This is a genomic window from Nonomuraea roseola (assembly GCF_039535395.1).
GTDB lineage: Bacteria > Actinomycetota > Actinomycetes > Streptosporangiales > Streptosporangiaceae > Nonomuraea > Nonomuraea roseola.
Map to the genome: position 1 here is coordinate 4,372,641 of NZ_BAAAXC010000015.1, position 25,363 is coordinate 4,398,003.

Annotated in this window: 28 protein-coding genes and 3 tRNA genes; 23 read left to right on the plus strand and 8 right to left on the minus strand. The window is 70.7% G+C overall.

The window, feature by feature from the left end; all coding sequences use genetic code 11:
- The first annotated feature begins 140 nt into the window (after nt 1-140).
- The 3 genes from ABFX55_RS44170 (at nt 141) to ABFX55_RS44180 (ending at nt 516) form a co-directional block, all read left to right on the plus strand.
- Nucleotides 141-212, plus strand: a tRNA-Gln gene (locus tag ABFX55_RS44170).
- A gap of 138 nt (nt 213-350) precedes the next feature.
- Nucleotides 351-426: transfer RNA gene (locus tag ABFX55_RS44175), tRNA-Glu, on the plus strand.
- A 17-nt stretch (nt 427-443) separates the two neighbouring features.
- Nucleotides 444-516 (plus strand) — tRNA-Glu (locus ABFX55_RS44180).
- 46 nt (nt 517-562) lie between these two features.
- Here ABFX55_RS44180 and ABFX55_RS44185 read toward each other — a convergent pair.
- On the minus strand, nt 563-1,408 hold the full coding sequence (locus ABFX55_RS44185) for a LysR family transcriptional regulator (RefSeq protein ID WP_346129645.1): 846 nt from the start codon (nt 1,406-1,408) through the stop codon (nt 563-565).
- Between the two features lie 70 nt (nt 1,409-1,478).
- On the opposite strand from ABFX55_RS44185, the gene ABFX55_RS44190 reads away from it, so the two are divergent.
- The gene (locus ABFX55_RS44190) at nt 1,479-2,177 is read left to right on the plus strand and encodes a CTP synthase C-terminal region-related (seleno)protein (protein WP_346129646.1); all 699 of its coding nucleotides are present in this window, start codon (nt 1,479-1,481) and stop codon (nt 2,175-2,177) included.
- Nucleotides 2,178-2,281: 104 nt separating this feature from the next.
- Here ABFX55_RS44190 and ABFX55_RS44195 read toward each other — a convergent pair whose 3' ends face one another.
- Nucleotides 2,282-4,006 carry a hypothetical protein gene (locus ABFX55_RS44195; protein WP_346129647.1) on the minus strand — a complete coding sequence of 575 codons (1,725 nt, stop codon included), beginning with the start codon at nt 4,004-4,006 and terminating at the stop codon, nt 2,282-2,284.
- 313 nt (nt 4,007-4,319) lie between these two features.
- A complete protein-coding gene (locus tag ABFX55_RS44200; protein WP_183656364.1) occupies nt 4,320-5,036 on the minus strand; it encodes an IclR family transcriptional regulator in 717 nt (238 codons plus the stop codon).
- Nucleotides 5,037-5,100: 64 nt separating this feature from the next.
- Between ABFX55_RS44200 and leuC the strand changes: the two genes are divergently transcribed.
- The 4 genes from leuC to ABFX55_RS44220 all read left to right on the plus strand — a co-directional run bounded on the left by leuC (nt 5,101) and on the right by ABFX55_RS44220 (nt 7,705).
- Nucleotides 5,101-6,486 (plus strand): 3-isopropylmalate dehydratase large subunit, encoded by a 1,386-nt coding sequence (gene leuC, locus ABFX55_RS44205; RefSeq protein WP_346129648.1) that lies wholly within the window; start codon nt 5,101-5,103, stop codon nt 6,484-6,486.
- 12 nt (nt 6,487-6,498) lie between these two features.
- Nucleotides 6,499-7,086: a 3-isopropylmalate dehydratase small subunit gene (leuD, locus tag ABFX55_RS44210; RefSeq protein WP_346129649.1), complete on the plus strand. Its 588-nt coding sequence runs from the start codon at nt 6,499-6,501 to the stop codon at nt 7,084-7,086.
- Nucleotides 7,065-7,286, plus strand: a complete 222-nt coding sequence (locus tag ABFX55_RS44215) for an SCO5555 family protein (protein ID WP_183656373.1) — start codon at nt 7,065-7,067, stop codon at nt 7,284-7,286. Before leuD ends, ABFX55_RS44215 begins: the two co-directional genes overlap by 22 nt.
- A gap of 119 nt (nt 7,287-7,405) precedes the next feature.
- The gene (locus ABFX55_RS44220) at nt 7,406-7,705 is read left to right on the plus strand and encodes an HU family DNA-binding protein (RefSeq protein WP_183656376.1); all 300 of its coding nucleotides are present in this window, start codon (nt 7,406-7,408) and stop codon (nt 7,703-7,705) included.
- A 64-nt stretch (nt 7,706-7,769) separates the two neighbouring features.
- Here the strand turns inward: ABFX55_RS44220 and ABFX55_RS44225 are convergent, their stop codons facing one another.
- Entirely contained in the window at nt 7,770-7,970 is a 201-nt protein-coding gene (locus ABFX55_RS44225) for a hypothetical protein (protein WP_346129651.1), read from the minus strand.
- 56 nt (nt 7,971-8,026) lie between these two features.
- On the opposite strand from ABFX55_RS44225, the gene ABFX55_RS44230 reads away from it, so the two are divergent.
- Nucleotides 8,027-9,256 carry an MFS transporter gene (locus ABFX55_RS44230; RefSeq protein ID WP_346129653.1) on the plus strand — a complete coding sequence of 410 codons (1,230 nt, stop codon included), beginning with the start codon at nt 8,027-8,029 and terminating at the stop codon, nt 9,254-9,256.
- A gap of 133 nt (nt 9,257-9,389) precedes the next feature.
- Here the strand turns inward: ABFX55_RS44230 and cofC are convergent, their stop codons facing one another.
- Nucleotides 9,390-10,037: a 2-phospho-L-lactate guanylyltransferase gene (gene cofC, locus ABFX55_RS44235; RefSeq protein ID WP_346129655.1), complete on the minus strand. Its 648-nt coding sequence runs from the start codon at nt 10,035-10,037 to the stop codon at nt 9,390-9,392.
- A gap of 80 nt (nt 10,038-10,117) precedes the next feature.
- Here cofC and ABFX55_RS44240 point away from each other — a divergent pair, with 80 nt between their 5' ends.
- The 4 genes from ABFX55_RS44240 to ABFX55_RS44255 are packed head-to-tail and all read left to right on the plus strand — an operon-like array spanning nt 10,118 to nt 13,888.
- Entirely contained in the window at nt 10,118-10,831 is a 714-nt protein-coding gene (locus tag ABFX55_RS44240; protein WP_183656388.1) for a lysophospholipid acyltransferase family protein, read from the plus strand.
- A 5-nt stretch (nt 10,832-10,836) separates the two neighbouring features.
- Entirely contained in the window at nt 10,837-11,847 is a 1,011-nt protein-coding gene (locus ABFX55_RS44245; RefSeq protein WP_346129656.1) for an NAD(P)H-dependent glycerol-3-phosphate dehydrogenase, read from the plus strand.
- The gene (locus ABFX55_RS44250) at nt 11,844-12,782 is read left to right on the plus strand and encodes a PLP-dependent transferase (RefSeq protein ID WP_346129657.1); all 939 of its coding nucleotides are present in this window, start codon (nt 11,844-11,846) and stop codon (nt 12,780-12,782) included. Before ABFX55_RS44245 ends, ABFX55_RS44250 begins: the two co-directional genes overlap by 4 nt.
- A gap of 11 nt (nt 12,783-12,793) precedes the next feature.
- On the plus strand, nt 12,794-13,888 hold the full coding sequence (locus tag ABFX55_RS44255) for a D-alanine--D-alanine ligase family protein (RefSeq protein ID WP_346129659.1): 1,095 nt from the start codon (nt 12,794-12,796) through the stop codon (nt 13,886-13,888).
- Here the strand turns inward: ABFX55_RS44255 and ABFX55_RS44260 are convergent.
- Nucleotides 13,885-14,307 carry a DUF3515 family protein gene (locus ABFX55_RS44260; RefSeq protein WP_346129661.1) on the minus strand — a complete coding sequence of 141 codons (423 nt, stop codon included), beginning with the start codon at nt 14,305-14,307 and terminating at the stop codon, nt 13,885-13,887. The two genes, ABFX55_RS44255 and ABFX55_RS44260, sit on opposite strands and share 4 nt — an antisense overlap.
- Nucleotides 14,304-14,537, minus strand: coding sequence for an Lrp/AsnC family transcriptional regulator (locus ABFX55_RS44265; RefSeq protein WP_346129662.1), 234 nt, complete (start codon nt 14,535-14,537; stop codon nt 14,304-14,306). Before ABFX55_RS44265 ends, ABFX55_RS44260 begins: the two co-directional genes overlap by 4 nt.
- On the opposite strand from ABFX55_RS44265, the gene ABFX55_RS44270 reads away from it, so the two are divergent.
- The 3 genes from ABFX55_RS44270 to thiD all read left to right on the plus strand — a co-directional run bounded on the left by ABFX55_RS44270 (nt 14,521) and on the right by thiD (nt 17,965).
- Nucleotides 14,521-15,558 carry a thiamine-phosphate kinase gene (locus tag ABFX55_RS44270; RefSeq protein ID WP_346129664.1) on the plus strand — a complete coding sequence of 346 codons (1,038 nt, stop codon included), beginning with the start codon at nt 14,521-14,523 and terminating at the stop codon, nt 15,556-15,558. The two genes, ABFX55_RS44265 and ABFX55_RS44270, sit on opposite strands and share 17 nt — an antisense overlap.
- Before the next feature lie 77 nt (nt 15,559-15,635).
- Nucleotides 15,636-17,150: a hypothetical protein gene (locus tag ABFX55_RS44275; RefSeq protein ID WP_346129666.1), complete on the plus strand. Its 1,515-nt coding sequence runs from the start codon at nt 15,636-15,638 to the stop codon at nt 17,148-17,150.
- Between the two features lie 8 nt (nt 17,151-17,158).
- On the plus strand, nt 17,159-17,965 hold the full coding sequence (thiD, locus tag ABFX55_RS44280) for a bifunctional hydroxymethylpyrimidine kinase/phosphomethylpyrimidine kinase (RefSeq protein ID WP_346129667.1): 807 nt from the start codon (nt 17,159-17,161) through the stop codon (nt 17,963-17,965).
- Nucleotides 17,966-18,037: 72 nt separating this feature from the next.
- Here the strand turns inward: thiD and rpmB are convergent, their stop codons facing one another.
- On the minus strand, nt 18,038-18,223 hold the full coding sequence (rpmB, locus tag ABFX55_RS44285; RefSeq protein ID WP_183656410.1) for a 50S ribosomal protein L28: 186 nt from the start codon (nt 18,221-18,223) through the stop codon (nt 18,038-18,040).
- A gap of 193 nt (nt 18,224-18,416) precedes the next feature.
- On the opposite strand from rpmB, the gene ABFX55_RS44290 reads away from it, so the two are divergent.
- The 7 genes from ABFX55_RS44290 to rnc all read left to right on the plus strand — a co-directional run bounded on the left by ABFX55_RS44290 (nt 18,417) and on the right by rnc (nt 25,363).
- Nucleotides 18,417-19,973 carry a DAK2 domain-containing protein gene (locus tag ABFX55_RS44290; protein ID WP_346129669.1) on the plus strand — a complete coding sequence of 519 codons (1,557 nt, stop codon included), beginning with the start codon at nt 18,417-18,419 and terminating at the stop codon, nt 19,971-19,973.
- 34 nt (nt 19,974-20,007) lie between these two features.
- Nucleotides 20,008-22,182 carry an ATP-dependent DNA helicase RecG gene (gene recG, locus ABFX55_RS44295; RefSeq protein WP_346129671.1) on the plus strand — a complete coding sequence of 725 codons (2,175 nt, stop codon included), beginning with the start codon at nt 20,008-20,010 and terminating at the stop codon, nt 22,180-22,182.
- 390 nt (nt 22,183-22,572) lie between these two features.
- A complete protein-coding gene (gene rsmD / locus ABFX55_RS44300) occupies nt 22,573-23,136 on the plus strand; it encodes a 16S rRNA (guanine(966)-N(2))-methyltransferase RsmD (protein WP_346129672.1) in 564 nt (187 codons plus the stop codon).
- A 14-nt stretch (nt 23,137-23,150) separates the two neighbouring features.
- The gene (gene coaD / locus ABFX55_RS44305; RefSeq protein WP_183656422.1) at nt 23,151-23,627 is read left to right on the plus strand and encodes a pantetheine-phosphate adenylyltransferase; all 477 of its coding nucleotides are present in this window, start codon (nt 23,151-23,153) and stop codon (nt 23,625-23,627) included.
- A gap of 52 nt (nt 23,628-23,679) precedes the next feature.
- Nucleotides 23,680-24,249, plus strand: coding sequence for a YceD family protein (locus tag ABFX55_RS44310; protein ID WP_379479040.1), 570 nt, complete (start codon nt 23,680-23,682; stop codon nt 24,247-24,249).
- A 1-nt stretch (nt 24,250) separates the two neighbouring features.
- Entirely contained in the window at nt 24,251-24,430 is a 180-nt protein-coding gene (gene rpmF, locus ABFX55_RS44315; RefSeq protein ID WP_183656428.1) for a 50S ribosomal protein L32, read from the plus strand.
- Nucleotides 24,431-24,643: 213 nt separating this feature from the next.
- Complete coding sequence (gene rnc / locus ABFX55_RS44320; protein ID WP_183660455.1) at nt 24,644-25,363, plus strand: ribonuclease III; 720 nt, start codon at nt 24,644-24,646, stop codon at nt 25,361-25,363.

Below are 25,363 nucleotides of genomic sequence, written 5' to 3' on the forward strand. Positions count from 1 at the left end.
CGTGGTGTTTTGTCCCCTTCAGCTTGGCATGTGCGGGGCGTTGGCGCGCTTGTTGAGCAATCGTTTTGGTCTTGTCCCCCTACCTGGGCTATTCTTTCGGAGTCGCCAGCAAGCGGGCCTCGCAAGAGGGTCGTGGCCGGTGGGGTATGGTGTAATTGGCAACACGACTGATTCTGGTTCAGTTATTCTAGGTTCGAGTCCTGGTACCCCAGCTCTGCAACGGATGTCCGATCATCGGGCATCCGTTTTTGCTTTTCCGGGCTGGTTCCGTGAGTTTGGTTGTGCTCCTCGAGGTGCGGTAGAGTTACATCCGTTGCCGGGGAGGCCCCCGGCACATCGCTTGTGGACAGGGTCCCGTCGTCTAGTGGCCCAGGACGCCGCCCTCTCAAGGCGGTAGCGCCGGTTCGAATCCGGTCGGGACTACCACTGTCACAAGCTGCTTCGGTCCCGTCGTCTAGTGGCCCAGGACGCCGCCCTCTCAAGGCGGTAGCGCCGGTTCGAATCCGGTCGGGACTACACCGAAGAAAAAGCCCGGCCGCTTACGCGTCCGGGCTTTTTCCTTTCAGCGCCACAGGTTCTCGGCTACCCGCTCGGCGTGACCGGCCAGCGTGCCGTGCAGCAGTTCGATCCTGTGCACGACCCGAGGCGCGACCAGCGGCACCGCCACAGGCGAGGCGGCGCCCGCGGGCAGCAGGGTCAGGCCGTGCCCGGCCGCCACCAGGCGCAGCACGGTGTGGAGGTCGTCGCCCGTGTAGGTCATGCCGATCCTGAAGCCGTCTCCCGCGATGTCACGCAGCCGTTCCACGGGACACAGCGGGGTCTGCAGCCAGAGCGCGTCCACGAGATCGGCCAGCCGCAGCCCTGCGCGGCCCGCCAGAGGATGGCCTTCCTGCAGGGCGACGACGAGGTCCTGCTCGCCGACGCCGATCGTGGACAACGGGCCCACGTCGGGCAGCCGCAACGGGTCGCTCGGGGCGGCGATGCCGTCGACCAGGCCCAGGTCGGCCTCGCCCGAGGCGACCACGGCGGCCACGTCGTCGCGGCTGGTGGCCCTGATCGTGAGCTCCCCGCGGGGCGGTCGCGCCAGCCGTACGGCCAGGTCCTCGGTGAGGGCCAGCGGGGAGGCGGCGAGCGTGAGTCTGGGGGAGGGGGCCGCCGCCGCGCGCAGGACGTCGACGCGCGCCGCCCGCAGGCGCAGCAGCAGCGGCTCGGCGTGCTCCAGCAGCCTGGCGCCCGCCGGTGTGGGCTCCACAGGACGGCGGCGCAGCAGCGCCAGCCCGAGATCGGCCTCCAGCGCGGCGATCTGCTGGGAGACGGCCGACTGGGTGTACCCGAGTTCCTCGGCGGCGGCCGAGAACGATTGCCGGTGGGCGACCGTCACGAAGGTCCTGAGCAGGTGGGGGTCCATCAGCAATACTTATCAGAGCAGCAGGGATTATCGTTGGCGCTTAACTCGAGGGGCCCGCAGGATGGCTGGCATGAGACTCGCCCTGGTCGGGGACCGTTCCGCCACCGTCCGCTCCCATGTCCGCGTGCCGCTGCTGCTGGAGGCGCTGCGCGAACGTGAAGGACTCACTCTCGACGCCTACTGGATCCCCACCGAGCAGGTGGACGATCTGCGGGGCTTCGACGGCATCTGGCTGCTGCCCGGCAGCCCCTACCGCAGCGAGGACGGCGCGTTGCGGGCGGTCAGGACCGCCCGCGAGCACGCCATCCCGTTCCTCGGCACCTGCGGCGGCTTCCAGCACGCGATGCTGGAGTACGCCCGCGGCGTCTGCGATCTCGACGTCGCCCACGCGGAGAACGAACCCGATGCCGGGCGCGACCTCCTGCTCGCGCCGCTGACCTGCTCGCTGGTGGGTCACGAGGGCGAGGTACGGCTCGCGCAGGGCTCGCTGATCGGCCAGGCCGTCGGCGCCGAGCGCGCGATCGAGCGCTACCACTGCTCGTTCGGCCTCAACGCGGCCTATCTGCCCGCGCTGGAGGAGGGCGGGCTGCGCTTCACCGCGCACGACGAGGACGGGCAGGTGCGCGCCGCCGAGCTGCCCGGACACCCCTTCTTCCTGGCCACGCTCTTCCAGCCGGAGCTGTCGGGAGACGGCACCCGGCCGCATCCGATCATCGCCGCCTTCGCCCGCGCGGTCGCCGCCTGTGTCCTCACCGCAGGCAGGCCGTAGCTCTCGGGGCTTCGAACGATTCCCGAGCCGTGAGGGACCCCACAGCCGGCCACGAGCCGCTCCTCGCGGCTCTCCGGGTGGGGTCCTTCGGGTGACCGTCGGGGTCAGGCGGTCGAGCGGGCCTTGAACAGGGCCCGCTTGGCCGCCTTCGCCACGTTCTTGTCGGGGTGGACCTGCGAGATCAGCTCCAGCAGCTCCTCCACGTGCGCGTGCGGGATCTTCCAGATCACCTCGAGCAGGTTGTTGAGCAGGTCAGGCCCTATGTCGCGCAGGCTACTGACGAACTCCGAACGCCCCAGGCCCGCGGAGATGGTCCACATGTCGAGAATGAGCCAGTGGGTGTCGTCCTGGGTGGGCTCGGGAGCGTCCTCCACCTCCAGCTGCGTGAGGTGCGTGGCGGCGTACGGCCGCAGCGACGGCTCCTTCAGCGCGGACTGCCAGGCGGGGACGGCGGCCTCGCCCAGCGTGCCGACCACGCTCGCGGCCTGCACCCTGATCAGCGCGTCGGTGTCGTCCTCCGCGGCCGCCTCGAGCAGCTCACGGGCCGCCTCGGCGGGCTCACGCAGCTCCATCCAGGCGGCGAACTCGGCGTCCGCCTCGTCCTCGGGCAGCTCGGCGCTGAAGGCCAGCAGCTCGAGGGCGGTCATCGCGTCGATCGCAGGACGGGCGTCGAGCTCGATGTCGGAGTCGTCGACCAGGTGCACCACGCCTTCGGTCCCGAGGGCCGTCAGCGCGACCTCGTCGCCGTTGACGGTCACCATGCCGTAGCCGACCAGCCAGTCGAGCACCGGCGCCAGCGGGTCGCCGTAGTGGTCGCGGGCCTCGTTCCACGCGTCGGCACCGAGCTCGTCGAGGTCGGCGGCGGCCTCGGCCAGCTCCTCGCGCAGCTCGCCCAGGTTGCGCGAGCCGCCGCCGATCAGCAGGCGGACCAGCAGCGCGCGGGTGAGACCGACGAGCGTCATCGTGAGGTCGTCGTCCTCGAGCTCGGGGTCGCCGTAGTCGATCGAGTTGAGGCCGAGCATCCAGGCGTCGAGCACGTCCTCGTCGTCGTCGAAGGGCCACTCGGAGGTGTCGTCGTCGACGCCGACGGTGTCGGCGCCCTCGGGCTCGAGGAACTCCAGGTCGACGGCGAGGTTCCAGATGTTCCACAGCTGCGGGACGGCGGCGGACAGCGGGCCCTCGGTCTGCGGCTTGGGCAGGCCGATGACGCCGAGCGCCTCCTCGACCTCGGCGTCGGACAGCAGGCTGTCCTCGCCGACCTCGCGCGCGTCGCCGACCCATACGGCCAGGTCGCGGGCCTTGGCGATCAGCGGCACCGCACGGGCGGCCGCGGCCAGCTCCGAGTCGGGACGCAGCCTGATCGTGGGCAGATCGGCCAGCTCGTCGGCGAGCGCCTCGAAGTCGCCGAGGTCGCCGCCCTCTTCACGCACGTCGTCGTCGGCCACGTCGTCGATGAGATCCTCCATGGCCTCGACGAAGTCGTCCTCGAGTTCGTCGAGTTCGTCGAGCAGATCGTCGAGGGAGTCGGACGGTTCGACCAGCTTGCCGGTGTCCGACAGGAAGGTCAGGTAGGCGCGGACGGCGCCGATGGTTCCATCGGCCGCTTCGTCGGGATCCTCCACGACCTTGGGCATGCGCTCGAGCAGCACGGGCCGCAGGTCGGCGCGCCGCCAGCGGCGGACGTCGTCGGAGGCGGCGAGCCTGTGCCACAACGCCGCCGGGCCGACCAGGTCGGGGTCGCTGCCTGGGGCGTGTTCCCGGGCCCACACGATGAACTCTTCGAGCAGGGGACGCAGCTCAGCGGCGGCTACCTCGATGCGATCTGTCACGCACTCAGGCTAGTGCGCCCTGGCTGCGGTCGGCCCCCGAAATGCCCCTAGCGCCGATCACGAAAAGTCATGACATGGGGGGATAGTGCGCGTGGGAGCGCATCCAAAGCCCACCAAACCCCTCCCGCGTCTCCCGGCCGACGCGCCCGAAGGAGGCGGGGCTGTGACGGAGGCGAGGGCGAGGAGGAAGAGGGGGAAGGCGGGTGAGGAACGGCCGGAGTTCCGAGGCCCGCCCTCGCTGCTCGCCCGGCGTGTCTCGGGAGCCGGGGGCGAAGGCGGGCCTGAGGGATCAGGGAAGAGGGGGCGAGAAGGCTCAGTTGGCGCGGCGCATGGCCTCGGTGATGCGCTCGGCCGCGGCCATGACGGGAACGGCGTGCAGCCGTCCGGGCGTGCGCGTCAGGCGCTCGATCGGTCCGGAGACCGAGACGGCCGCGATCACCTTGCCGCCCGTACCCCTTATGGCGGCTGAGACGCTGGCCACCCCCTGCTCGCGCTCTCCCACGCTGTGGGCCCATCCGCGCCGCCGTACCGAGGCGAGGGTGGCGGCGGTGAACTTGGCCCCGCGCAACCCCCTGTGCAGACGGTCGGGCTCCTCCCACGCCAGCAGGATCTGCGCCGCCGAGCCTGCCGTCATGGGCAGCGCCGAACCAACGGGGACGGTGTCGCGCAAGCCGCTGGAACGCTCGGCGGCAGCGACGCAGACCCGTTCGTCACCCTGGCGGCGGTACAGTTGCGCGCTTTCTCCCGTCAGATCCCTCAGCTGGGTCAACACAGGAGCGGCGACGGCGAGCAGCCGGTCCTCGCCCGCCGCCGTGGACAACTCCGAAAGCCTGGGACCGAGGACGAATCGCCCCTGCGTGTCGCGCGAGACGATCCTGTGGTGCTCCAGCGCCACCGCGAGCCGATGGGCGGTCGGGCGGGCCAGTCCTGTGGCCTGAACCAACTGGGCGAGGGAGGCCGGACCTGCTTCGAGGGCATTGAGCACGAGAACGGCCTTGTCCAGTACGCCGACTCCGCTAGAGTTGTCCATACACCGATACTGCCGTCTCGACATATGAGAAGGCAAGTCGGGGCAAAGTCTCAAGGAGGAGATCATGGGCCGCACACTCGCGGAGAAGGTCTGGGAGCAGCACGTCGTGCGCCGCGCCGAGGGCGAACCCGACCTGCTCTTCATCGACCTGCACCTCATTCACGAGGTGACCAGCCCGCAGGCCTTCGACGGCCTGCGCATGGCAGGGCGCAAGGTGCGGCGGCCCGATCTCACCATCGCCACCGAGGACCACAACGTCCCGACGGTGCTCGGCCCGATCTCCGACCCCGTCTCCAAGACGCAGGTCGAGACGCTGCGCAAGAACGCGGCCGAGTTCGGCGTCAGGCTGCATCCGATGGGCGACGCCGGCCAGGGCGTGGTGCACATCATCGGCCCGCAGTTCGGCCTGACCCAGCCGGGCATGACCATCGTCTGTGGCGATTCTCACACCTCCACGCACGGCGCCTTCGGCGGCATCGCGTTCGGCATCGGCACCTCCGAGGTGGAGCACGTGCTGGCCACCCAGACGCTGCCCGCCTACCGGCCGAAGACGATGGCGATCGAGGTCTCGGGCGCGCTGCCCGTGGGCGTCACCGCCAAGGACCTGATCCTGGCGATCATCGCGCAGATCGGCACCGGCGGCGGCCAGGGCTACATCGTCGAGTACCGCGGCGAGGCCGTCCGCAAGCTCTCCATGGAGGGCAGGATGACCGTCTGCAACATGTCGATCGAGGCGGGCGCCAGGGCAGGCATGATCGCCCCGGACGAGACGACGTTCGAGTACCTGAAGGGCCGTCCGCACGCGCCCGAGGGCGAGGCGTGGGACCAGGCGGTGGAGTACTGGCGCTCGCTCAGGACCGACGACGACGCCGTCTTCGACAAGGTCGTCGAGATCGACGCCTCGACGCTGACGCCGTTCGTCACGTGGGGCACCAACCCGGGGCAGGGCCTGCCGCTGGACGCCGCCGTGCCCGAGCCCTCCTCGTTCGACGACCCCACGGAGCGGGCCGCGGCCGAGCGGGCGCTGGAGTACATGGGGCTGACCGCGGGCACGCCGCTGCGCGAGATCGAGGTCGACACCGTCTTCGTCGGCTCCTGCACCAACGGCCGCCTCGAGGACCTGAGGGCCGCCGCCGACATCCTGCGCGGACGGCAGGTCAGGACCAGGACGCTCATCGTCCCCGGCTCGATGCTGGTCAAGCTGCAGGCCGAGAAGGAGGGCCTCGACGAGGTCTTCAAGGCCGCGGGCGCCGAGTGGAGGGAGGCGGGCTGCTCGATGTGCCTGGGCATGAACCCCGACACCCTCGCGCCAGGCGAGCGCAGCGCCTCGACCTCCAACCGCAACTTCGAGGGCCGTCAGGGCAAGGGCGGGCGCACCCACCTGGTCTCTCCCGCCGTCGCCGCCGCCACCGCCGTCACCGGCAAGCTGACCGCCCCCGCCGACCTGTAAGGACCGCTGATCATGGACGCTTTCACCACCCACACCGGTACGGCGGTGCCGCTGCGCCGCAGCAACGTCGACACCGACCAGATCATCCCCGCCGTCTGGCTCAAGCAGGTCAGCCGCACCGGGTTCGAGAAGGGCCTGTTCTCCGCCTGGCGCGAGGACCCGACCTTCGTCCTGAACGACCCGTCCTACGAGGGCGCCAGCATCCTGGTCTCCGGCCCCGACTTCGGCACCGGCTCCTCGCGCGAGCACGCCGTGTGGGCCCTCCAGCAGTACGGCTTCCGCGTCGTGATCGCCGCCAGGTTCGGCGACATCTTCCGCAACAACTCCACCAAGATGGGCCTGCTGCCCGTCATCCTGCCCGCCGAGAAGGTCGAGGCGCTGCAGGCCGCCGTCGAGGCGGATCCGAAGCTGGCCGTCACCGTCGACCTGGGCGAACGTCAGGTCCGCTGGGCGGGCGAGAGCGTCGGCTTCGAGATCGACGACTACACCCGCTGGCGCCTGATGGAGGGCCTCGACGACATCGGCCTGACCCTGCGTCACGCCGACGACATCACCACGTACGAGAATGGTCGGCAGCCATGGCTGCCGACGACCGTCTAGAAGACGACGAACTGGCGCGGCGGTTGCGCGAAGCGCACCGCCGCGTCCGCATGCTCCCCGCCGCCGACCGAGAACGCTTTTCCCGCAGATATCTGGCGATCTGTGATCTCGCCAAGCGTGATCCGGACCGGGCGGCGACCCGGCTGGAGACCTTCCTTACCGATCTGACCAGCGATTTCGACACGCCGGACGCCCAATAAAACCGCCAGGGTGATTGAGTTCACAGGCGGTCCCGCTTTAGATTCAACCCGTAAGGGGTTTCTCGACCGTTGGACTCGTCTGCTGGAACCCCGAGCCGTAACAGGGGGAGCGAAACCTAATGAACAAGCGGGAACTCGTCGACGCCATCGCGGACCGGGTGGGCGACAAGAAGACGGCCACCGAGGCCGTGAACGCCATTCTCGAGGCCATCCAGAAGGCCGTGGCGGCCGGTGACAAGGTCTCGATCACGGGCTTCGGCGCGTTCGAGATGGTTCACAAGCCGGCGCGCACCGCAAGGAACCCGTCAACCGGCGCGGAGATCAAGGTCGCCGAGAGCTGGGGGCCCAAGTTCCGTCCGGGCTCCGACTTCAAGGAGCTGGTGAACGTCAGCGGCAAGAAGTCCGCGAAGAAGAAGTAGCCGCAGCGCGACCGCGCCCGGACACCTTTCATGGGTCCGGGCGCTTGTCGTTTTCCTGATGTGATCAGGGCAGCGGAAACGTCGACAGCGTGACGAAGGTGATGTCGTCCCCCGAAAGGACGAGGTTGACCCGCTGGCCCGTCCGCAGCAGCCGCAGCGGGCCTGCGTCGAACGCGCGGGTGCCGAATTCCAGCACGCTTCCGTCGTCGAGGAACACCGACCCCGATCGGGTCACCGGATCGAAACTCCGCACTGTCGCCTGCACGAACCCAGCGTAAATGGTTTGACCGCCGAGAAGGAGGCGGGTGAGGATCACGGGTCGTGCCGACGAAGCAGAGCATCTGGCGGAACGCCGCCTTCCAGCGGATGGTGGGCGCCGACGCGCTTAGTCAGTTCGGCACCCAGGTGACGCTGGTGGCGCTGCCGCTGACCGCGCTGCTGACACTGGAGGCCAGCCCGTTCCAGCTGGGTCTGCTCACTGCCGCAGAGATGGCCGCCTTCCTGCTCATCGGCCTGCCCGCGGGGGTGTGGGCCGACCGGCTGCGCCGCCGTCCGATCCTGGTCGCCGCCGACGCCGTGCGGGCCGTGGCGCTGCTCAGCATCCCGCTGGCCGCCTTCGCGGGAGTCCTGTCGCTGGCGCAGCTCTACGTCGTGGCGCTGATCGTCGGCGTGGGCACGGTCTTCTTCGACGTCGCGCACATGAGCTTCGTGCCGTCCATCGTGGACAGGGACGACCTGCCCAGGGGCATCGGCACCATGGAGACGCTGCGCAGCGGAGCGTGGCTGGCCGGTCCAGGGCTCGGCGGCTGGCTGGTCCAGGTGCTCACGGCCCCCGTCGCGCTGCTGGCCGACGCGATCACCTACGCCTGCTCCGCGGTCATCCTGTCCACGATCAGGGCCGACGAGCGCCCCGACCCGCAGCGGCGAAGGAACCTCAGGGCGGAGGTCGCCGAGGGGCTGAGGTACGTGCTCGGGCACCGCGTGCTGCGCCTCATCGCCATGGTCGGTGCGCTGAACATGCTGGCCAACGGCCTGTGGGCGGTCGTGCAGCCGCTGCTGCTCGTGCGCGAGCTCGACCTCGGCGCCGGCGCCTACGGACTGATCGTCTCGGCCACGGGCGTGGGCGGCGTGGTCGGCGGCGTGCTCGCGCCCAAGATCATCGACCGGTACGGCAACGGCGGCGCCATGTACGGCGGGGCCGTCCTGGCCGGACTGTTCCCTCTGCTCGTCGGGTTCACCGGCGAGGGCTGGCGCGTGGTGCTCTACCCGGTCGGCATGGCTCTGATCGTCGCCTCCTCGATCGTGCTCAACGTCGGCCAGGGCAGCTACCGCCAGGCCGTCACCCCCGACCACCTGCGCGGCAGGATGAACGCCAGCATGCGCTTCCTCATGTGGAGCGCGATGCCGGTGGGCGGCGTCCTCGGCGGCCTGCTGGCCGAGCAGCTGAGCGTCTGGACGCTGCTGTGGGTGGCCTGTCTCGCCACCGTCGTGGGACACCTGCCGTTCATCGTGTCGCCCTGGATCCGCGCCCTGCGCGCCGAAGAGCCCTAGCCGAGCACCCCTGGCCGACCGGCCGCCGAGCAGCCCTGGCAGGGCACCCCTGGCCGACCAGCCGCCGAGCAGCCGCGGCCGAGCACCCCTACCCGGGCGGGCCGAGCGGAGCAGGACCAAGGGAGCGAGCGGTCTAGCGGCCGGGGTCGGTCGCGAGACCGAGCAGGGCCGCCACCGCGGCGGTGTGCGGGCCGAGACCGAGCCTGACGGCGGCGCGCAGGTCGTCGGGGGTGTCGACGTCGCGCCTGACCGAGTCGATCCCGTCGGGCGCGAGCTCCTTCGCGCCTCCTCCGAGGTGCTTGGCCCTCGACTCGCCGCCGAAGCGGGGCTCGAAGGGCACCCCCGGCCGCACGCCGTAGAAGGTGGTGCCGACCTCCAGGGCGTCGGGCACGAACGACTGGTCGAAGTCGGCCGCCGCCTCCAGCACCCTGCCGAGCTCGGCGGCGCGCAGCGCGGGCAGGTCGGCCTGGAGCGCGCCGATCCCGTCGCGCGGCGCCAGCCGTACGGCATGCGCGGCGCCCGCACGCAGCGCGGTGTTGAGACCGCGGTCAGGGTCGGGGACGACCACGGCCCCCAGGGCCGCCAGCGGACCCGCGGCGGCGGGGTCGGCGGTGACCACGATGACGCGCGCCACGGCGGGGCAAGCCAGCGCGGCGGAGAGCGTGTCGCTGGCCACCGCGACCGCCAGCGCGGTGCGGTGCGGGCCCGTCGCGGCCGCCAGCCGGGTCTTGGCCGCTACCAGGGTCTTCACCGGGATGACGAGTGACCAGCGGAAGCTCATAGGCTTAAGCATCTCGTCTCGACATCCTGCGCGGCCAACCGGGAGACTTGGGGCGCAAGCCGTCTCTCTTGGAGGAGTTCATGAGCCGCCGCCCCGGCCGACCATCGCGTCCCTGGGAGACCTTCGCCGTCGTGATCGTCAAACCGCTCTCGTGGCTGCTGGTCAAGAAGGACTGGCGCAGGGGCGAGCTCCTCCCGAGGACCGGCGGCATCATCATCGCGACCAATCACCTCTCGTGGGCCGATCCGGTCCTGCTGTCGCACTTCCTCTACAACAACGGGCGCTGGCCGACCATTCTCGCCAAGGCCGCGCTGTTCAGGGTGCCGCTGCTCAAGGTCGCGGTCCGCGCGCTGCAGGCGATCCCCGTCTCGAGGGGCACCAGCGAGGCCGCCAGGTCGCTGGAGATCTCCGAGCAGCGGCTGCGCGCGGGTGGCGCGATCCTGTTCTACCCGGAGGGCACGGTCACCCGTGACCCCGCCCTGTGGCCGATGGTGGGCAAGACGGGCGCGGCCCGCCTGGCACTGGAGACCGGCACCCCGGTGATCCCCGTCGCGCACTGGGGCGCGCACGAGCTGCTGCCCTACGGCCAGAAGAAGCCAAGGCTCCTCCCGCGCAAGACGTTCTCCGTGCGGGTCGGGCCACCAGTCGACCTGTCGAAATACGAAGGGCAGCCGTTGCGAGGGTCCGTGTTGCGTGAGGCGACCGCCGACATCATGGCCGCCATCACCGTTCAGCTTGCCGAAATCAGGGGAGAGAAAGCTCCAGAGACCCCCTACGATCCGGCTGGACGGTGAAGCGGATGACCAAGGCCGCCGTGTTCGGGACCGGATCATGGGGCACGACGTTCGGCATGATCATGGCGAGGGCGGGCGTGGAGACCACGCTGTGGGGCCGCCGCGCCGAGATCGTCGAGGCGATCGACCGCCGCCACGAGAACCCCGACTACCTGCCGGGCGTCACACTGCCCCCCACGATGCGCGCCACGGGTGATCCCGCCCGCGCGCTGGAGGGCGCCGACTTCGTCGTGCTGGCCGTCCCCTCGCAGACGCTGCGGTCCAACCTCACCGCGTGGAAGCCCCACCTGCCGAAGGGCGCGGTGCTCGTCAGCCTGATGAAGGGCATCGAGCTCGGCACGACCAAGCGCATGAGCGAGGTCATCATGGAGGTCGCCGAGGTGCCGCAGGAGCGGGTGGCCGTCGTCTCCGGGCCCAACCTGGTGCCCGAGATAGCCCAGGGCCAGCCCGCGGCGACCGTGGTGTCCTGCCCCGACGAGCGGACCATGGAGCACCTGCAGGAGGCCTGTCACGTGCCGCCGTGGTTCCGCCCCTACACCAACCCCGACGTGGTGGGCGTGGAGCTGGGCGGGGCGGTCAAGAACGTGATCGCGCTGGCGGTCGGCGTCGCCTCGGGCATGGGCATGGGCGACAACGTCGGCGCGATGCTCATGACCCGCGGACTGGCCGAGATCTCACGTCTGGGGGCGGCGCTCGGCGCCGACCCGCACACGTTCGCCGGCCTGGCGGGCATGGGCGACCTGGTCGCCACCTGCACCTCGCCGCTGTCGCGCAACCGCACCTTCGGCGAGAACCTCGGCAAGGGCATGACGCTGGCCGAGGTCATCGCGGCCACCAAGCAGACCGCCGAGGGCGTCAAGTCCTGCGAGTCGGTGCTCGAGCTGGCCAGGAAGCACGACGTGGAGATGCCGATCACCGAGGTGGTGGTGGGCGTCGTCCACGACGGGATGACCCCGGACGAGGCAGGGGTGCTGCTGATGTCGCGCACCCCCAAACCGGAGAGATACGGCGTGTGAGAGAGAACACCAGGTGCGTGCGCGCGCCGGCGGAGGGCCGGTTCGCCGCCGCCGTGGCGGCCCTCGAAGGGGCGGCGGCGCCGGAGAACGTGGCGGGCCAGTCCTACGCCACGGGTGAGGCGGCGCTCGCCGCCGTCCTGCTGTCGTTCCTGCGCGGCGGCACGCACGTGGTCGCCCCCTCGAGGGCGGGCTTCGTCGCCAACGTGCTCGGCAGGTTCGGCGTGAGCGCCGACTTCGTCGACACGGCCGACCTGCCGGCGGTACGGCAGGCCGTCCGCGGCCACACGAAGCTGATCTACGCCGAGACGCTCTCGGACACCGGCGTGGCCGATCTGCGCGGCCTGTACCGCCTGGCCCGCGAGGTCGGCGCGATGCTCGTGGTCGACTCCACCCTCGCCACGCCGATCGTCTGCCGGCCGCTGGAGCACGGCGCCGACCTGGTGCTCCACTCGACAGGGGCCCTGCTCGGCGACCGCGAGGGCGGCGTCGTGGTCGGCAGGCACGACCTCATGCACAGGCTCACCAAGGACCTCGGCGCCCCGCTGTCGCCAGCCGACGAGCCCGCCCTGCTCAGCGCCATGGGGACACTGACGCTGCGGGTCAGGCGCAGGTGCGCGACCGCCATGGAGTTCGCCGCCGCCGTGGCCAAGCATCCGTCGGTCGTCGCCGTCGGCTATCCGGGCCTGCCGCAGGATCCCGGCCACCACCTGGCGCGCCAGCTGTTCGACTCAGGGCCGGAGGGCACCAGGTTCGGCACCCGCGTGATCGTCACGCCACGCGGTGACGCGGACGAGCTGGTCAAGTCGCTGAGGCTGATCGGCGACAGCACGTGGGCCGTGAGACAGGGCAAGGCGGTCAGCTTCTCGATCGGGTTCGAAGACGTCGAAGATCTCGTCGCGGACGTGACACGAGCCCTTGACTCACAAGCAGGGTAGATTCGGGCGTCATGAGCAAGCCACGCGTCGCGGTCGTTTTCGGGGGTCGCAACTCGGAGCATGCCGTCTCCCTCATGGGGGCGGGCAGCGTTCTCGAGGCGATCGACAGGTCGAAGTACGAGGTGGTCCCCATCGGGATCGCCCAGGACGGCCGCTGGGTGCTGGCCGCCGGCGACCAGCGATACGCGATCGAGGACGGCAAGCTGCCCGTCGTCGACACCTCGGGCGCGGAGCTGGCGCTGCCCTCGGGGGAGGCGGCGCTGGTGGCCTACGAGCCGGGCAGCATCCCGGTCGAGCTGGGCACGGTGGACGTGGTCTTCCCCGTCATGCACGGCCCCTTCGCCGAGGACGGCACGATCCAGGGCCTGCTGGAGATGGCTGGGGTGCGCTACGTCGGCTCGGGCGTGCTGGCCAGCGCGGTCGGCATGGACAAGGCCTACATGAAGGCGATCCTGGCCGCCGCGGGGCTGCCCGTCGGGCCGTACGTGGTGGTGCGCGAGCGCGACTGGCGCCTCGACAGGGACCGCGTGGTCAAGGAGGTCGAGCAGCTGGGCTGGCCGGTCTTCGTCAAGCCGGCCCGCGCGGGCTCGAGCCAGGGCATCTCCAAGGCACACGACCTGGCCTCGCTCGAGACCGCCGTCGAGTTCGCCCAGGCCCACGACCCCAAGGTGCTGGTCGAGGCGGCCATCGTCGGGCGCGAGATCGAGTGCGCGGTGCTGGAGTCGCTCGGCGACGAGCCGCCCGCCGCCTCGACGCCCGGTGAGGTGCTGGTCGAGGGCGGGCAGGAGTTCTTCGACTTCGAGGCCAAGTACTACCCCGACCAGATGTCGCTGACCGTGCCCGCCGACATCCCCGCCGAGACGGCCGAGGAGCTGCGGGCGATGGCCGTACGCGCCTTCGAGGCGCTGGGCTGCGAGGGGCTGTCGCGGGTGGACTTCTTCTACACCCCCGACGGCAGGATCGTCCTCAACGAGATCAACACCATGCCCGGCTTCACGTCGCTGTCGGTGGCTCCCCAGCTGTGGGCGGCCAGCGGCCTGACCTACGCCCAGCTGGTCGAGCGCCTCATCCAGCTCGCGCTGGGTCGCAAGGCGGGTCTGCGCTAGCCGGTGGCCTTCTTCACCGGCCCGGAGAGCTCCATCAGGACACCGGTGGCCTCGTGCGTCCTGGCGATCGTCACCTCCACGTAGGCGGTGCTCGTCACGGCGGTGAACAGGGTGGGCACGGTGGGGTCGGCGAACCACCCGACCCCGTCGAGCTCGGCCAGCTGGTCGGTGGCCGCCATCCGCGCAGGGCGGGGCACCCCGCAGCGCAGCGCGATCTCGGCCGACCCCCACACGGCGACGTAGGGCGACTCGGGTGTGGAGGTCGTGCGCTCCGCGCCGTCGAGCTTGGCGGGCAGCAGGGGGCTGAGTCTGGTGCAGGCGGCCACCGCGTCACCTTCGGGGACGGGCGGCTCCACCTGGACCGCGCTGCCGCACCCGGCGAGGAGGAGCAGCGCCAGGACGGCAACACCTTGCTTCATATGTGGACAATAGGGCACGTCAGAGTACGGGTGATGCCATCGACGGCCTGGATCTGCGCGACGACGAGCTTGCCGAGCTCGTCGACGTTGCGAGCCTCGGCGCGCACGATGACGTCATAGGGGCCCGTCACGTCCTCGGCCTGGGTGACCCCGGTGATGCCGGCGATCTCTCGTGCCACGGTCGCGGCCTTGCCCACCTCGGTCTGGATAAGGATGTACGCCTGCACCATTACGTCCTCCCGGGCGATTGGATCAGCGCCGAAGGGCCACCGTACCCTGTGTGCCGACAGGAGGTGCGCCATCACAGTCGGAGATCTCGGCGAATTCGGAGTTGTAGCACGTATCACCGGACGATTGCCACAGGGCGAGAGCGTGCTGCTCGGCCCCGGTGACGACGCTGCGGTGGTGAAAGCGCCCGATGGGCGGGTCGTAGTGTCAACGGACTTGTTGATCGAGGGTAGGCACTTTCGCCGCGATTGGTCCAGCGCGTATGACGTAGGCAGGAAGGCCGCAGCACAGAATCTTTCCGATGTCGCCGCGATGGGGGCGATTCCGACGACCCTCGTGGTGGGCCTCGGGATGCCCGCAGACGTTCCCGTGGCCTGGGTCGACGGCCTCGCCGACGGGTTCCGCGAGGAGTGCGCGCTGGTGGGAGCCAGCGTCGCGGGGGGCGACATCACCCGCTCCGAGCTTGTGGTCATCGGCGTGACGGCGCTCGGCGATCTCGGCGGGCACGCGCCCGTCACCCGCTCGGGGGCGCGTCCTGGACAGGTCGTGGCCTTCGCTGGGCGGCTGGGATACGCGGCCGCGGGCCTGGCCCTGCTGGAGGCGGGGCTGGTGCCGGAGGGTGGGCCGCTTCTCGAGGCGGTCGAGGGACACAGGAGGCCGCGTCCGCCGTACGCGTGCGGGCCCGAGGCCGCGCGCATGGGCGCGGCCGCGATGCTCGACGTGAGCGACGGTTTCCTGCAGGACCTCGGGCACGTGGCCGCCGCGAGCGGCGTGGGCATCACGCTCGACCCCACCGCCTTCCCGATCGGCGAGCCGGTGGCCGCCGCCGCCAAGGAGCTCGGAGCCGACCCGGTCGACTGGGTGCTCACGGGTGGCGAAGATCACGCTCTGGCCGCCGTCTTCCCTCCCGAGGTACGGCTGCCGCCCCACTGGACGGTCGTCGGACATGTCGTGGAAGGCACGAAGGTCCAGGTCGCGGGCCGTACGACAGGGCTCGGCGGGTGGGACCACTTCAGAGAGTGAAATGTCGGTTTCGAGAAGATACCCCCGTGAAAGTTGAGACAAACGCGTATTAAAGATGTTATTAAGATGGGCGGCCCATGTATCCGGCAGGAAGGGCGCCCATGGCCCGCCACGGCACCGGCGAACCAGAGCACGCGTGGTCTCAGGGGGGACGCGACTCGGAAGACCCGCAGGAGGCGGACTTTCGCTCCTTCGACGACCCCATAACCACGGGCGCCTTCATGGCACCCGTGGTGGAGCAGTCGGGCTGGCCCGCGCCGCCCGACCAGCTTGACCAGCAGGTCCAGGCAGGGCCCTCCACGGGAGAGTGGGCCGTGCCGCCGCACCACCCTGACGTCTTCGGCGGCCCCGCGACGGGGCCGATGTCGGCGAACGACGCCTTCGGCGGGCCTGTGTCCGCCTTCGGCGGCGCTCCCCAGGCCGGCGTGCCAGGGTCTCAGGGGGGGCCCGCGCCCTACGGTGAGCCCGCGGGGCCCGCCGGTCAGCGCGCTCCCCTCGGCGGTGAGGGCGTGGGACCGGAGAGCGAGCCCACGGCCGCCTACAACCCGCCGACGGACCGGCTGGTGGCCACAGGGCCTCCCAGGCAGCCCGTGGCCGCGTGGGAGGAGCCCTCCGACGTGCAGGAGACCGGCTTCCTCGGCGCGGGCGGCTGGGACGAGGGACCCGCGGGCTGGGACGAGGAGCCAGGTGACAAGGGCTCCCGCAGGCGCGGGAGGCGACGCCCCTCAGCCCCTCCGCGTGAAGCGGGGTCCGGCGGCAGGGGCAAGGTCGCCATTCTGTCGGTGGCGGCCGTCGCGATCGTGCTCGGCGGCACCGTCGTCGGCGTGCGGATGGTCGGCTCGTCGGAGAAGACGCCGACGGCGGGCAAGGTGTCGGTCACCCAGGCGCCCCCCTCGATCTCGGATGAGCCCGAACCGGAGCCTGAGCCCACGGACGCCCCCGAAGGCACCGAGGAGGCTCCCGTGGCCGGCGGCACGGAGGAGCCGAGCGAGGAGCCCTCGGAGACCAGGAACGTGCGGCCCCGCCCCACGGCCACGGCCTCGGCGCGGGCGCCCCGACGTACCAGCACGCCCAGGCCGACCGTCAAGAACACCCCGCGGTCGACGCCGGAGGACGACTTCGCGCCCAGTGAGGAGCCCACGGCCTCGGCCGAGCCCTCGGGGATGAGGGAGGCCGACAACACCGCCCCGCCCCCCGTCAGCGACGTGGAGCCGGGACCGACCGCCACCTCGCAGGTGGGCAGCGGCACCAGCAGCACCAACAGCAGCAGGAGCACCAGCAGCAGGGGCGGCGCCGCGGTCAACGTCAGGTTCGACGTGGTCAGGCAGCGCCTGGCCGGCTACACCGCCGAGCTGCGGGTCGTCAACGAGTCGGGCAAGGCGCTGGCCGATCTGACCGTCAGCGTCCCCGTGGACGGCACCGTGTCCGCCGTGAGAGGCGCGCAGTGGAGCCAGGACGGCGACCTGCTGGTCATCCAGCCCGACGCGGATCTGGAGGCGGGGGAGGCCGTCCAGATCACCTTCACCGCGGACGGCACCGCCACCGAGCCCCAGACCTGCGGCATGGTGGGCGGGGAGTGCACGGTCGCCTGAATGGTTGGATGGAGGCCATGACCGTTTCGCCCCCTCCTCGCGTCCTCACCGTCGCCGGCTCCGACTCCGGCGGCGGCGCGGGAATCCAGGCAGATCTGAAGACGATGCTGGCGCTCGGCGTCCACGGCATGAGCGTGATCGCCGCCGTGACCGCCCAGAACTCCCTGGGCGTCCAGGGGTACTGGGAGCTGCCGCCCGAAGCGGTGCGCGCCCAGCTCGACTCGGTGCTGAGCGACATCGGCGCGCAGGCCGTCAAGACGGGCATGCTGGCCTCGCCCATTCTGGTGGAGACGGTCGCCGAGGCGCTGGCCGCCGCCGGCGCCCCCGTCGTGGTGGACCCCGTCGGCGTCTCCAAGCACGGCGACTCGCTGCTCGCGCCCGAGGCCGTCGACACCCTCAAGACGCTGCTGCTGCCCGTCGCCACGGTCGTCACGCCGAACCTGTGGGAGGTCGAGCAGCTCACCTCCGTCAAGGTCGAGGACGAGCGCGACCTGCGCCGAGCCGCCGACGCCGTCCTGGCGCTCGGCCCCACCTGGGTCCTCATCAAGGGCGGGCACCTGCCGGGCGAGCCCGTCGACCTGCTGACGGACGGAGCTGCGGAGTTCCGCTTCAGGGCGCCGCGCCTGGACAACCGCCACACCCACGGCACGGGCTGCACGCTCGCCTCGGCGATCGCGTCGTACCTGGCGATGGGTGACGACGTGCCGACGGCGGCCGGCAAGGCGAAGGACTACGTCACGGGCGCGATCAGCCGCGGCTTTCCCCTGGGCGACGGCATCGGCCCCGTGGACCACGCCTGGATGTGGCGCTCGTAGCCGTCAAAGACGGTGTGAAAAGCCGAAAGCCCGTCGCTCGGATGAGCGACGGGCTTTCGGAAGTTGTGAAGACTAGCGGGTGACCTTGCCAGCCTTGATGCACGAGGTGCAGACGTTCATCTTCTTCGGCGTGCCACCAACGACCGCGCGCACCGTCTGGATGTTGGGGTTCCAACGACGACGGGTGCGACGGTGGGAGTGGGACACGTTGTTACCGAACGTCGGGCCCTTGCGGCAGACATCGCAGACGGAAGCCACGGTATCGCTCCTTTTCAGTCGATAAGCCCAGTCCGCTTGGATGTTGCGGGCGGAGGGCATGCCGGGGACAACCGGCCAGCCAGACGAGGATATCCGATCCGCACCCCTGACCGCGAACTCGAGCGGCAGCGGGTGGGTGTTGGGGATATTCTCCGCAATAACGCTAGCGCATCGGGGCCGCGAGGGAGCACACATGGAGGTTCTCGACCCGCCCGCGGTGCGCCGCTGGGCGCGGCTGGCCGCCGACACCCTGGGAAGGGCGAGGGCGGAGATCGACGCGCTGAACGTCTTCCCCGTGGCCGACGGCGACACGGGCACCAACCTGCACCTCACGATGATCTCCGCGGCCGAGGCCGTGGAGGCGCTGCCCGACGACATGGGCGCCGCCGTGGTGTGGCAGACCATGGCGTACGGCGCGCTGGTCGGGGCCAGGGGCAACTCGGGCGTCATCGTCAGCCAGGCGCTCAGGGGGCTGGCCGAGGTGCTCAAGGATCGCGAGGGCACCGGCGCCGACCTGTGCGAGGGACTGGCACGGGCGGCGGAGCTGGCCAGGTCGGCGGTGGCCAGGCCGGTCGAGGGCACCGTGCTGACCGTGCTCGAGGCGGTGGCTTCGGCCGTACCCGCGGGTGATCTCGCCGCGACCGCGCGAGGAGCGGCGGCGGAGGCGAGGGCGGCGCTGCGCCGCACCCCCGGCCAGCTCGACGTGCTGGCCCGCAGCGGCGTGGTGGACGCCGGAGGCGCGGGGATGGCGATCATCCTGGAGGCGCTCGCCGCGGTGATCACCGACTCCTACGCCGAGCGCTACGACGTGCCCCCGCCGACGGGCAGGGTGACGCCGATGACCGAGTCGGGCGCCGGCTACGAGGTGATGTTCCTGCTCGACGCCGACGAGGAGGCGGTGGGCAAGCTGCGCGCCGAGCTCGACTCGCTCGGCGACTCGCTGGTGGTGGTCGGCGGCGACGGGCTGTGGAACGTCCACGTACACGTCGACGAGGCGGGCCAGGCGATCGAGGCGGGCATGAGGGCGGGCAGGCCGCACCGGATCAAGGTGACCTACCTGGCCGCGCCCGGCCGCACGCACAGGGCCGGCGGCGGCAGGGGAGTGGTCGCGGTGGCCGCGGGCGACGGCATCGCCGCCCTGTTCGAGGAGTGCGGGGCCGTCGTCGTACGGCGGGAGCCAGGTTCGAGCCCTCCGCTGCCGGCGATGCTGGCGGCCATCCGCGAGGCGGGCAGCGAGGTGGCGGTGCTGCCCAACGACGAGGGCGTGAGGGCGGTCGCGGTCGCGGCGTCGGAGATCGCGCGCGAGGACGGCGTGGTGGTGAGCGTGCTGCCCACCAAGGCGACCGTGCAGGGGCTGGCCGCGCTGGCCGTCCACGACCCGCTGCGCCGCTTCGACGACGACGTGGTGGCCATGACGGACGCCGCGGGCCACACCCGCTACGGGCATCTGACGGTGGCCGACAGGCAGGCCTTCACCAGCGCGGGCATGTGCACGCCAGGCGACGTGCTCGGCATGATCGACGGCGACGTCGCGGTCATCGGCGGCTCGCTGACCGAGGTCGCGGCGCTGATCGTGGACAGGATGGTGGCGGGCGGAGGCGAGCTGGTCACCCTGGTCACAGGGGCGGGCGCGCCGGTACGGCTCGCCGCGTCGGTGGAGGAGCGTCTGGCGGCCACCAGGCCCGACGTGGAGGTCGTGGTGTACGACGGAGAACAGGGCGGTTACCCGTTGCTCATCGGTGTCGAGTGAATCCTGTCGGTCGCAGGCGGTACAACTGGTTGACGTGAGTCGATTCGACGAGCCCCTGAGCAAGGCGCTCGATCCCAAGACCGCCAAGCTGCTGCACAGCGTGCTCGACCTGGAGACGGTCGGCGACCTGCTGCGCCACTACCCGCGCCGCTACGCCGAGCGCGGCGAGCTGACCTCGCTCGACGCGCTCGAGGTCGACGAGCACGTCACGGTCGTCGGCGAGGTCACCAGGCTCATGCGCAAACCCATGCGCAACAGGGGCGGCACCTGGCTCGAGGTCGAGGTCGTCGACGGCACCGGCAAGAAGATCTACCTGTCGTTCTTCGGCAAGGGCTCCCACGTGGCCGAGTCGCGCCTGAAGACCGGGCGGCGCGGCATGTTCGCGGGCAAGGTGGGGCTGTTCGGCGCCAGGGCGACGCCGCGCTGGCAGCTGACCCATCCCGAGTTCGAGCTGTTCGAAGAGGAGGCCGAGGCGAACGCGGCCGAGTTCGCCGCCGCGCCCGTGCCGATCTACCCCGCGGGCAAGGACCTCACCCCCTGGGCCATCCGCAGGGCCGTCGGGGTGGTCCTCGACACGCTCGGCCCGCTGGAGGATCCGCTCCCCGCCGAGCTGCGCCGCAGGCACGAGCTGCCCGACCTGGCCGACGCGCTGGTGGCCGTCCACAGGCCGCGCGACTTCGGCGACGTGACGAGGGCGCGCAAGAGGCTGAAGTTCGACGAGGCGTTCGTGCTGCAGGCCGTCCTGCTGCAGCGCAGGGCCGCAGCGGTGGCCTGGCCCGCCAAGGCGCGCCCGCGTGTGGCGGGCGGCATGCTGGCGGCCTTCGACGAGCGGCTGCCGTTCTCGCTGACCGAGGGGCAGGCGGCCGTCGGTGAGGAGATCGCGGCCGACCTCACGCTGGAGCACCCGATGCACCGGCTGCTCCAGGGCGAGGTCGGCGCGGGCAAGACGGTGGTGGCGCTGCGCGCCATGCTGCAGGTCGTCGACGCCGGGGGGCAGGCCGTCCTGCTGGCGCCCACCGAGGTGCTGGCCCAGCAGCACCACCGCTCGATCACCTCGATGCTGGGCGACCTGGCGGCCGGCGGCATGTTCGGCGGCACCGCGGTGGGGCTGCTCACCGGCTCCATGGGCACGGCCGCGCGCCGATCGGCCCTGCTCGACGCCGCGTCGGGCACCGCGGGCATCGTCGTCGGCACCCACGCGCTGCTGCAGGAGCACGTCCAGTTCGCCGACCTGGGCCTCGTCGTCGTCGACGAGCAGCACAGGTTCGGCGTCGAACAGCGCGACGCGCTGCGCGAGAAGGTGTCGGGCGGGCGTCCACACGTGCTGGTCATGACCGCCACGCCCATTCCGCGCACGGTCGCCATGACCGTCTTCGGCGATCTCGAGGTCTCGACGCTGTCGCAGCTCCCCTCGGGCCGCGCGCCGATCACCACGCACGTCGTTCCCGCCGCGGAGAAGCCCCACTACCTCGAACGCACGTGGGAGCGCGTGCGCGAGGAGGTCGGCCTCGGCCGCCAGGCCTACATCGTCTGCCCCCGCATCGGCGACCTGGAGGGCGACGAGGGAGACCTCGCGGCGGGCGACGACGACAAGCGGCCGCCGCTGGCGGTGCTCGAGGTGGCCGAGATGCTCGCCTCAGGGCCGCTGCACGGGCTGCGCGTCGAGGTGCTGCACGGCAAGCTCCCTCCCGAGGAGAAGGACGCGATCATGCGCGCCTTCTCGCAGGGCGCCGTCGACGTGCTGGTGGCCACGACGGTGATCGAGGTGGGCGTCGACGTGCCCAACTCCTCCGTCATGATCATCATGGACGCCGACAGGTTCGGGGTGTCGCAGCTGCACCAGCTCAGGGGGCGCGTGGGCCGAGGCGGGCTGCCCGGGCTGTGCCTGCTCGTCACCGAGTTCCCCGCGGGCACTCCGGCGAGGGAGCGTCTCGAGGCGGTCGCCTCCACGCTCGACGGGTTCGAGCTGTCGAGGGTCGACCTGGAGCAGCGGCGTGAGGGCGACGTGCTCGGAGCGGCCCAGTCGGGCAAGCGCTCCTCGCTCAAGATGCTGCAGCTGCTCAGGGACGAGGACGTGATCGTGGCCGCCCGCGAGGAGGCGGCGGCGCTGCTGTCGGCCGACCCCGAGCTGTCGTCCCTGCCCGGCCTGCGCGCCGAGATCGACAGGCTGCTGGCCGACGAGCGGGCGGGATACCTGGAGAAGACCTGAGGTCCGGTCCGCGAAGGTTCGGGCCGGATACTCCGGCCTGCGGGAAGCTCGTCCTGCGGGGAAGCTCGTCCTGCGGGGACGCTTCGTCGTGCGGGGGAGTTCGTCCTGCGCCGCCCGTCACCACCGCCGATGCGGTGGTGACGGGCCCAGCGCCGGGGACGGCCTCCCCCCGAATGCCGTCCCCGGCTGGGCCCACCCTCGGGTCAGGTGCCGAGGGAACCGGCGTGCGGAAGGGCTCACGATCACGCCGGTCGACCTTCATTTGGGTCACCTCGAAGGTCGCAGAACTCATCATGCGGGCCGATCGGAGCGATAGCTACGACCCTTGCGCAGTCGAGGCAGACACTTGTCCACTCTTGACCTGCGCTGACATGCGGAACAATGGGTGGCATGACGCGGATCATCGCGGGGAGCGCGGGTGGCAGACGGCTGGCGGTGCCGCAGGGCCGTACGACGAGGCCGACGAGTGACAGGGCAAGAGAAGGGATCTTCTTGACGCTCGACTCGCTGCACGGGCTCGGCGGCGCGAGGGTGATCGATCTCTACGCGGGTTCGGGGGCGGTCGGGCTGGAGGCGGTGTCCAGGGGAGCGGCCCACTCGCTGCTGGTGGAGTCCGACCCCAGGGCGGTGAAGACCATCAAGGCCAACATCAGGGAGCTCGGCTTCGGCGAGGCGACGGTGGTGGCCGACAGGGTGGAGCGGCTGCTGGCCAGGCAGGGCGAGCCGTACGACATCGTGTTCGCCGACCCGCCCTACGCGGTCACCGACGAGGACGTCACGAGGATGCTCGAACTGCTGCGCGACAACGGCTGGCTCACGCCGGACGCGCTCGTCGCGGTGGAACGCGAGAGCAGGGGGAAGGACCTGGTGTGGCCCCCTGGCTACGAGGAGGAGAGGGTCCGTCGTTACGGCGAAGCGTCCGTTTGGTACGGTCGCGCCGCCGGGAACCCGTAAACGTGGGAGGCGATGTGCGCCGCGTAGTGTGCCCAGGGTCGTTCGACCCCATCACCAACGGACACCTCGACATCATCGGCCGGGCCGCCCGGCTGTATGACGAGGTGACAGTCGCCGTACTGATCAATGTCGAGAAGAAGAGCCTGTTCACGGTCGAGGAACGCATCGACATCCTCACCACGGTCACCAAGGACTACCCCAACGTCAGGGTCGAGAAGTTTCACGGCCTGCTCGTCGACTTCTGCCGCCAGAACGACATCCCCGCGATCGTCAAGGGCATCCGCGTGGTCAGCGACTTCGACTACGAACTGCAGATGGCGCAGCTCAACTACCGTCTGTCGGGCGTGGAGACGCTTTTCATGCCGACGAATCCGGAATATTCGTTCCTGTCGTCGTCCAGGGTGAAGGAGATCGCCCGGTACGGTGGCGATGTTTCCGGGCTCGTCCCTGATCTGGTGCACAAGCTCTTGATCGAACGGCTCAGGGGCTGACCCGCGCCTGGTATCGTTGCTATCTGGCCTTGTACGACGGCGATATTTCGCCATGCCTAGCGAGAGCAGGATGACTCAGCACCTCGACCCCCGCGCCCCTTGGGTGATCTCCACTCATGACCTGGGCAGGCGGCCGGGCTCGATGCGGCAGATGACTCTGTCCCTCCCGGCACCGGCAAATCTCGGCGTCGACATGATCGGTGTCCCCAAGGACACCGAAGTCGAGCTGAACATCAGGCTCGAAGCAGTGATGGAAGGCGTGCTCGTCTCGGGCACCGCACACGCTCCCCTCGCGGGGGAGTGCTCGCGGTGTCTCGACCCGTTGTCCTCGGAGATCGAGGTCAACCTGCAGGAGCTGTTCTTCTACTCCGACGAGGACGCCTCGGAGGAGGACTCGCTGCTCGACGGTGAACTTCTCGACCTCGAGCCGACGTTCCGCGACGCGGTGGTGCTCGCACTGCCGCTCAGCCCCGTGTGCAGGGAAGACTGCAGGGGGCTGTGCGTGGACTGCGGGGTCAAGCTGGCCCAGGCCGGCCCTGACCACGGGCACGAGAAGATCGACGCTCGCTGGGCGTCGTTGCAAGGTCTGATTTCCGAGAACGATAACGATCAGGAGAAGTGACGTGGCCGTCCCGAAGCGGAAGATGTCGCGGAGCAACACCCGCTCCCGCCGCGCCCAGTGGAAGACGTCTGCTGTCGCGCTGGTGAGCTGCCCGCAGTGCCGTTCGCCCAAGCAGCCGCACATCGCGTGCCCGACCTGCGGCACCTACAACCGCCGTCAGGTCATCGAGCCGTCTGCCTGATCGCACAATGACGGAATGCCGGCCGGTGCCCATGCTGCTCCGGTCGGCGTCACCGTCTCAGGTGCGTGCGGCGGCGGTTCGCCCGCGGCCGTGGTGGACGCCGGGGCTGGTCCCCGACGCCCACCACGTTTTCGGGCATCTCTCAGTTCCCTCGCCCACGCGCTTCGGAGAGATGCTCTGAGGAGGTAACACGTGGGCGCAGGTCCCAAGCCGGTGGCCGTCGAGGTCGCCAGAGACGAGCTGGAGCGGGTCCTTTCCGTCAGGCTCGACGCCGACATTCTCGAGCGGGCGCTGACGCACCGCTCCTATGCGTACGAGAACGGCGGCCTGCCCACCAACGAGCGCCTGGAGTTCCTCGGCGACTCGGTGCTGGGCCTGGTGGTCACCGACACGCTCTACCGCAACCACCCCGACCTGCCCGAGGGCCAGCTGGCCAAGTTGCGGGCGGCCGTGGTCAACATGCGCGCGCTGGCCGACGTGGCCCGCCACCTCGGCCTGGGCCGCTTCATGCGGCTCGGCAGGGGCGAGGAGGGCACCGGAGGGCGCGACAAGTCCTCGATCCTCGCCGACACCCTCGAGGCGCTGATCGGCGCCGTCTACGTCGACCTCGGGCTCGACGAGGCCTTCAGGGTCGTGCACCTGCTGTTCGACCCGCTGATCACGCGCTCGGCCTCGCTGGGCGCGGGGCTCGACTGGAAGACCTCGCTGCAGGAGCTCACCGCCTCGGAGGCGCTGGGCGTCCCCGAGTACCACGTCGAGGAGAGCGGTCCCGACCACGCCAAGTCCTTCACCGCCGAGGTGCGGGTCGGCGGCGAGTCCTACGGCTCGGGCAAGGGCCGCAGCAAGAAGGAGGCCGAGCAGCAGGCGGCCGAGGCGGCCTGGACCCGCATCAGGGCGCGCAGAGAGCAGCGCGAGAGCCAGCCGGCGGGCTAG

What these genes read in the sequence shown, in the direction of transcription:
- ABFX55_RS44185 (WP_346129645.1), bottom strand. Translation starts at nt 1,408, where the DNA reads ATGGACCCCCACCTGCTCAGGACCTTCGTGACGGTCGCCCACCGGCAA.
- ABFX55_RS44190 (WP_346129646.1), top strand. Translation starts at nt 1,479, where the DNA reads ATGAGACTCGCCCTGGTCGGGGACCGTTCCGCCACCGTCCGCTCCCAT.
- ABFX55_RS44200 (WP_183656364.1), bottom strand. Translation starts at nt 5,036, where the DNA reads ATGGACAACTCTAGCGGAGTCGGCGTACTGGACAAGGCCGTTCTCGTG.
- leuC (WP_346129648.1), top strand. Translation starts at nt 5,101, where the DNA reads ATGGGCCGCACACTCGCGGAGAAGGTCTGGGAGCAGCACGTCGTGCGC.
- leuD (WP_346129649.1), top strand. Translation starts at nt 6,499, where the DNA reads ATGGACGCTTTCACCACCCACACCGGTACGGCGGTGCCGCTGCGCCGC.
- ABFX55_RS44215 (WP_183656373.1), top strand. Translation starts at nt 7,065, where the DNA reads ATGGCTGCCGACGACCGTCTAGAAGACGACGAACTGGCGCGGCGGTTG.
- ABFX55_RS44220 (WP_183656376.1), top strand. Translation starts at nt 7,406, where the DNA reads ATGAACAAGCGGGAACTCGTCGACGCCATCGCGGACCGGGTGGGCGAC.
- cofC (WP_346129655.1), bottom strand. Translation starts at nt 10,037, where the DNA reads ATGAGCTTCCGCTGGTCACTCGTCATCCCGGTGAAGACCCTGGTAGCG.
- ABFX55_RS44240 (WP_183656388.1), top strand. Translation starts at nt 10,118, where the DNA reads ATGAGCCGCCGCCCCGGCCGACCATCGCGTCCCTGGGAGACCTTCGCC.
- ABFX55_RS44245 (WP_346129656.1), top strand. Translation starts at nt 10,837, where the DNA reads ATGACCAAGGCCGCCGTGTTCGGGACCGGATCATGGGGCACGACGTTC.
- ABFX55_RS44255 (WP_346129659.1), top strand. Translation starts at nt 12,794, where the DNA reads ATGAGCAAGCCACGCGTCGCGGTCGTTTTCGGGGGTCGCAACTCGGAG.
- ABFX55_RS44260 (WP_346129661.1), bottom strand. Translation starts at nt 14,307, where the DNA reads ATGAAGCAAGGTGTTGCCGTCCTGGCGCTGCTCCTCCTCGCCGGGTGC.
- ABFX55_RS44270 (WP_346129664.1), top strand. Translation starts at nt 14,521, where the DNA reads ATGTACGCCTGCACCATTACGTCCTCCCGGGCGATTGGATCAGCGCCG.
- ABFX55_RS44265 (WP_346129662.1), bottom strand. Translation starts at nt 14,537, where the DNA reads ATGGTGCAGGCGTACATCCTTATCCAGACCGAGGTGGGCAAGGCCGCG.
- ABFX55_RS44275 (WP_346129666.1), top strand. Translation starts at nt 15,636, where the DNA reads ATGTATCCGGCAGGAAGGGCGCCCATGGCCCGCCACGGCACCGGCGAA.
- thiD (WP_346129667.1), top strand. Translation starts at nt 17,159, where the DNA reads ATGGAGGCCATGACCGTTTCGCCCCCTCCTCGCGTCCTCACCGTCGCC.
- ABFX55_RS44290 (WP_346129669.1), top strand. Translation starts at nt 18,417, where the DNA reads ATGGAGGTTCTCGACCCGCCCGCGGTGCGCCGCTGGGCGCGGCTGGCC.
- rsmD (WP_346129672.1), top strand. Translation starts at nt 22,573, where the DNA reads ATGACGCGGATCATCGCGGGGAGCGCGGGTGGCAGACGGCTGGCGGTG.
- ABFX55_RS44310 (WP_379479040.1), top strand. Translation starts at nt 23,680, where the DNA reads ATGCCTAGCGAGAGCAGGATGACTCAGCACCTCGACCCCCGCGCCCCT.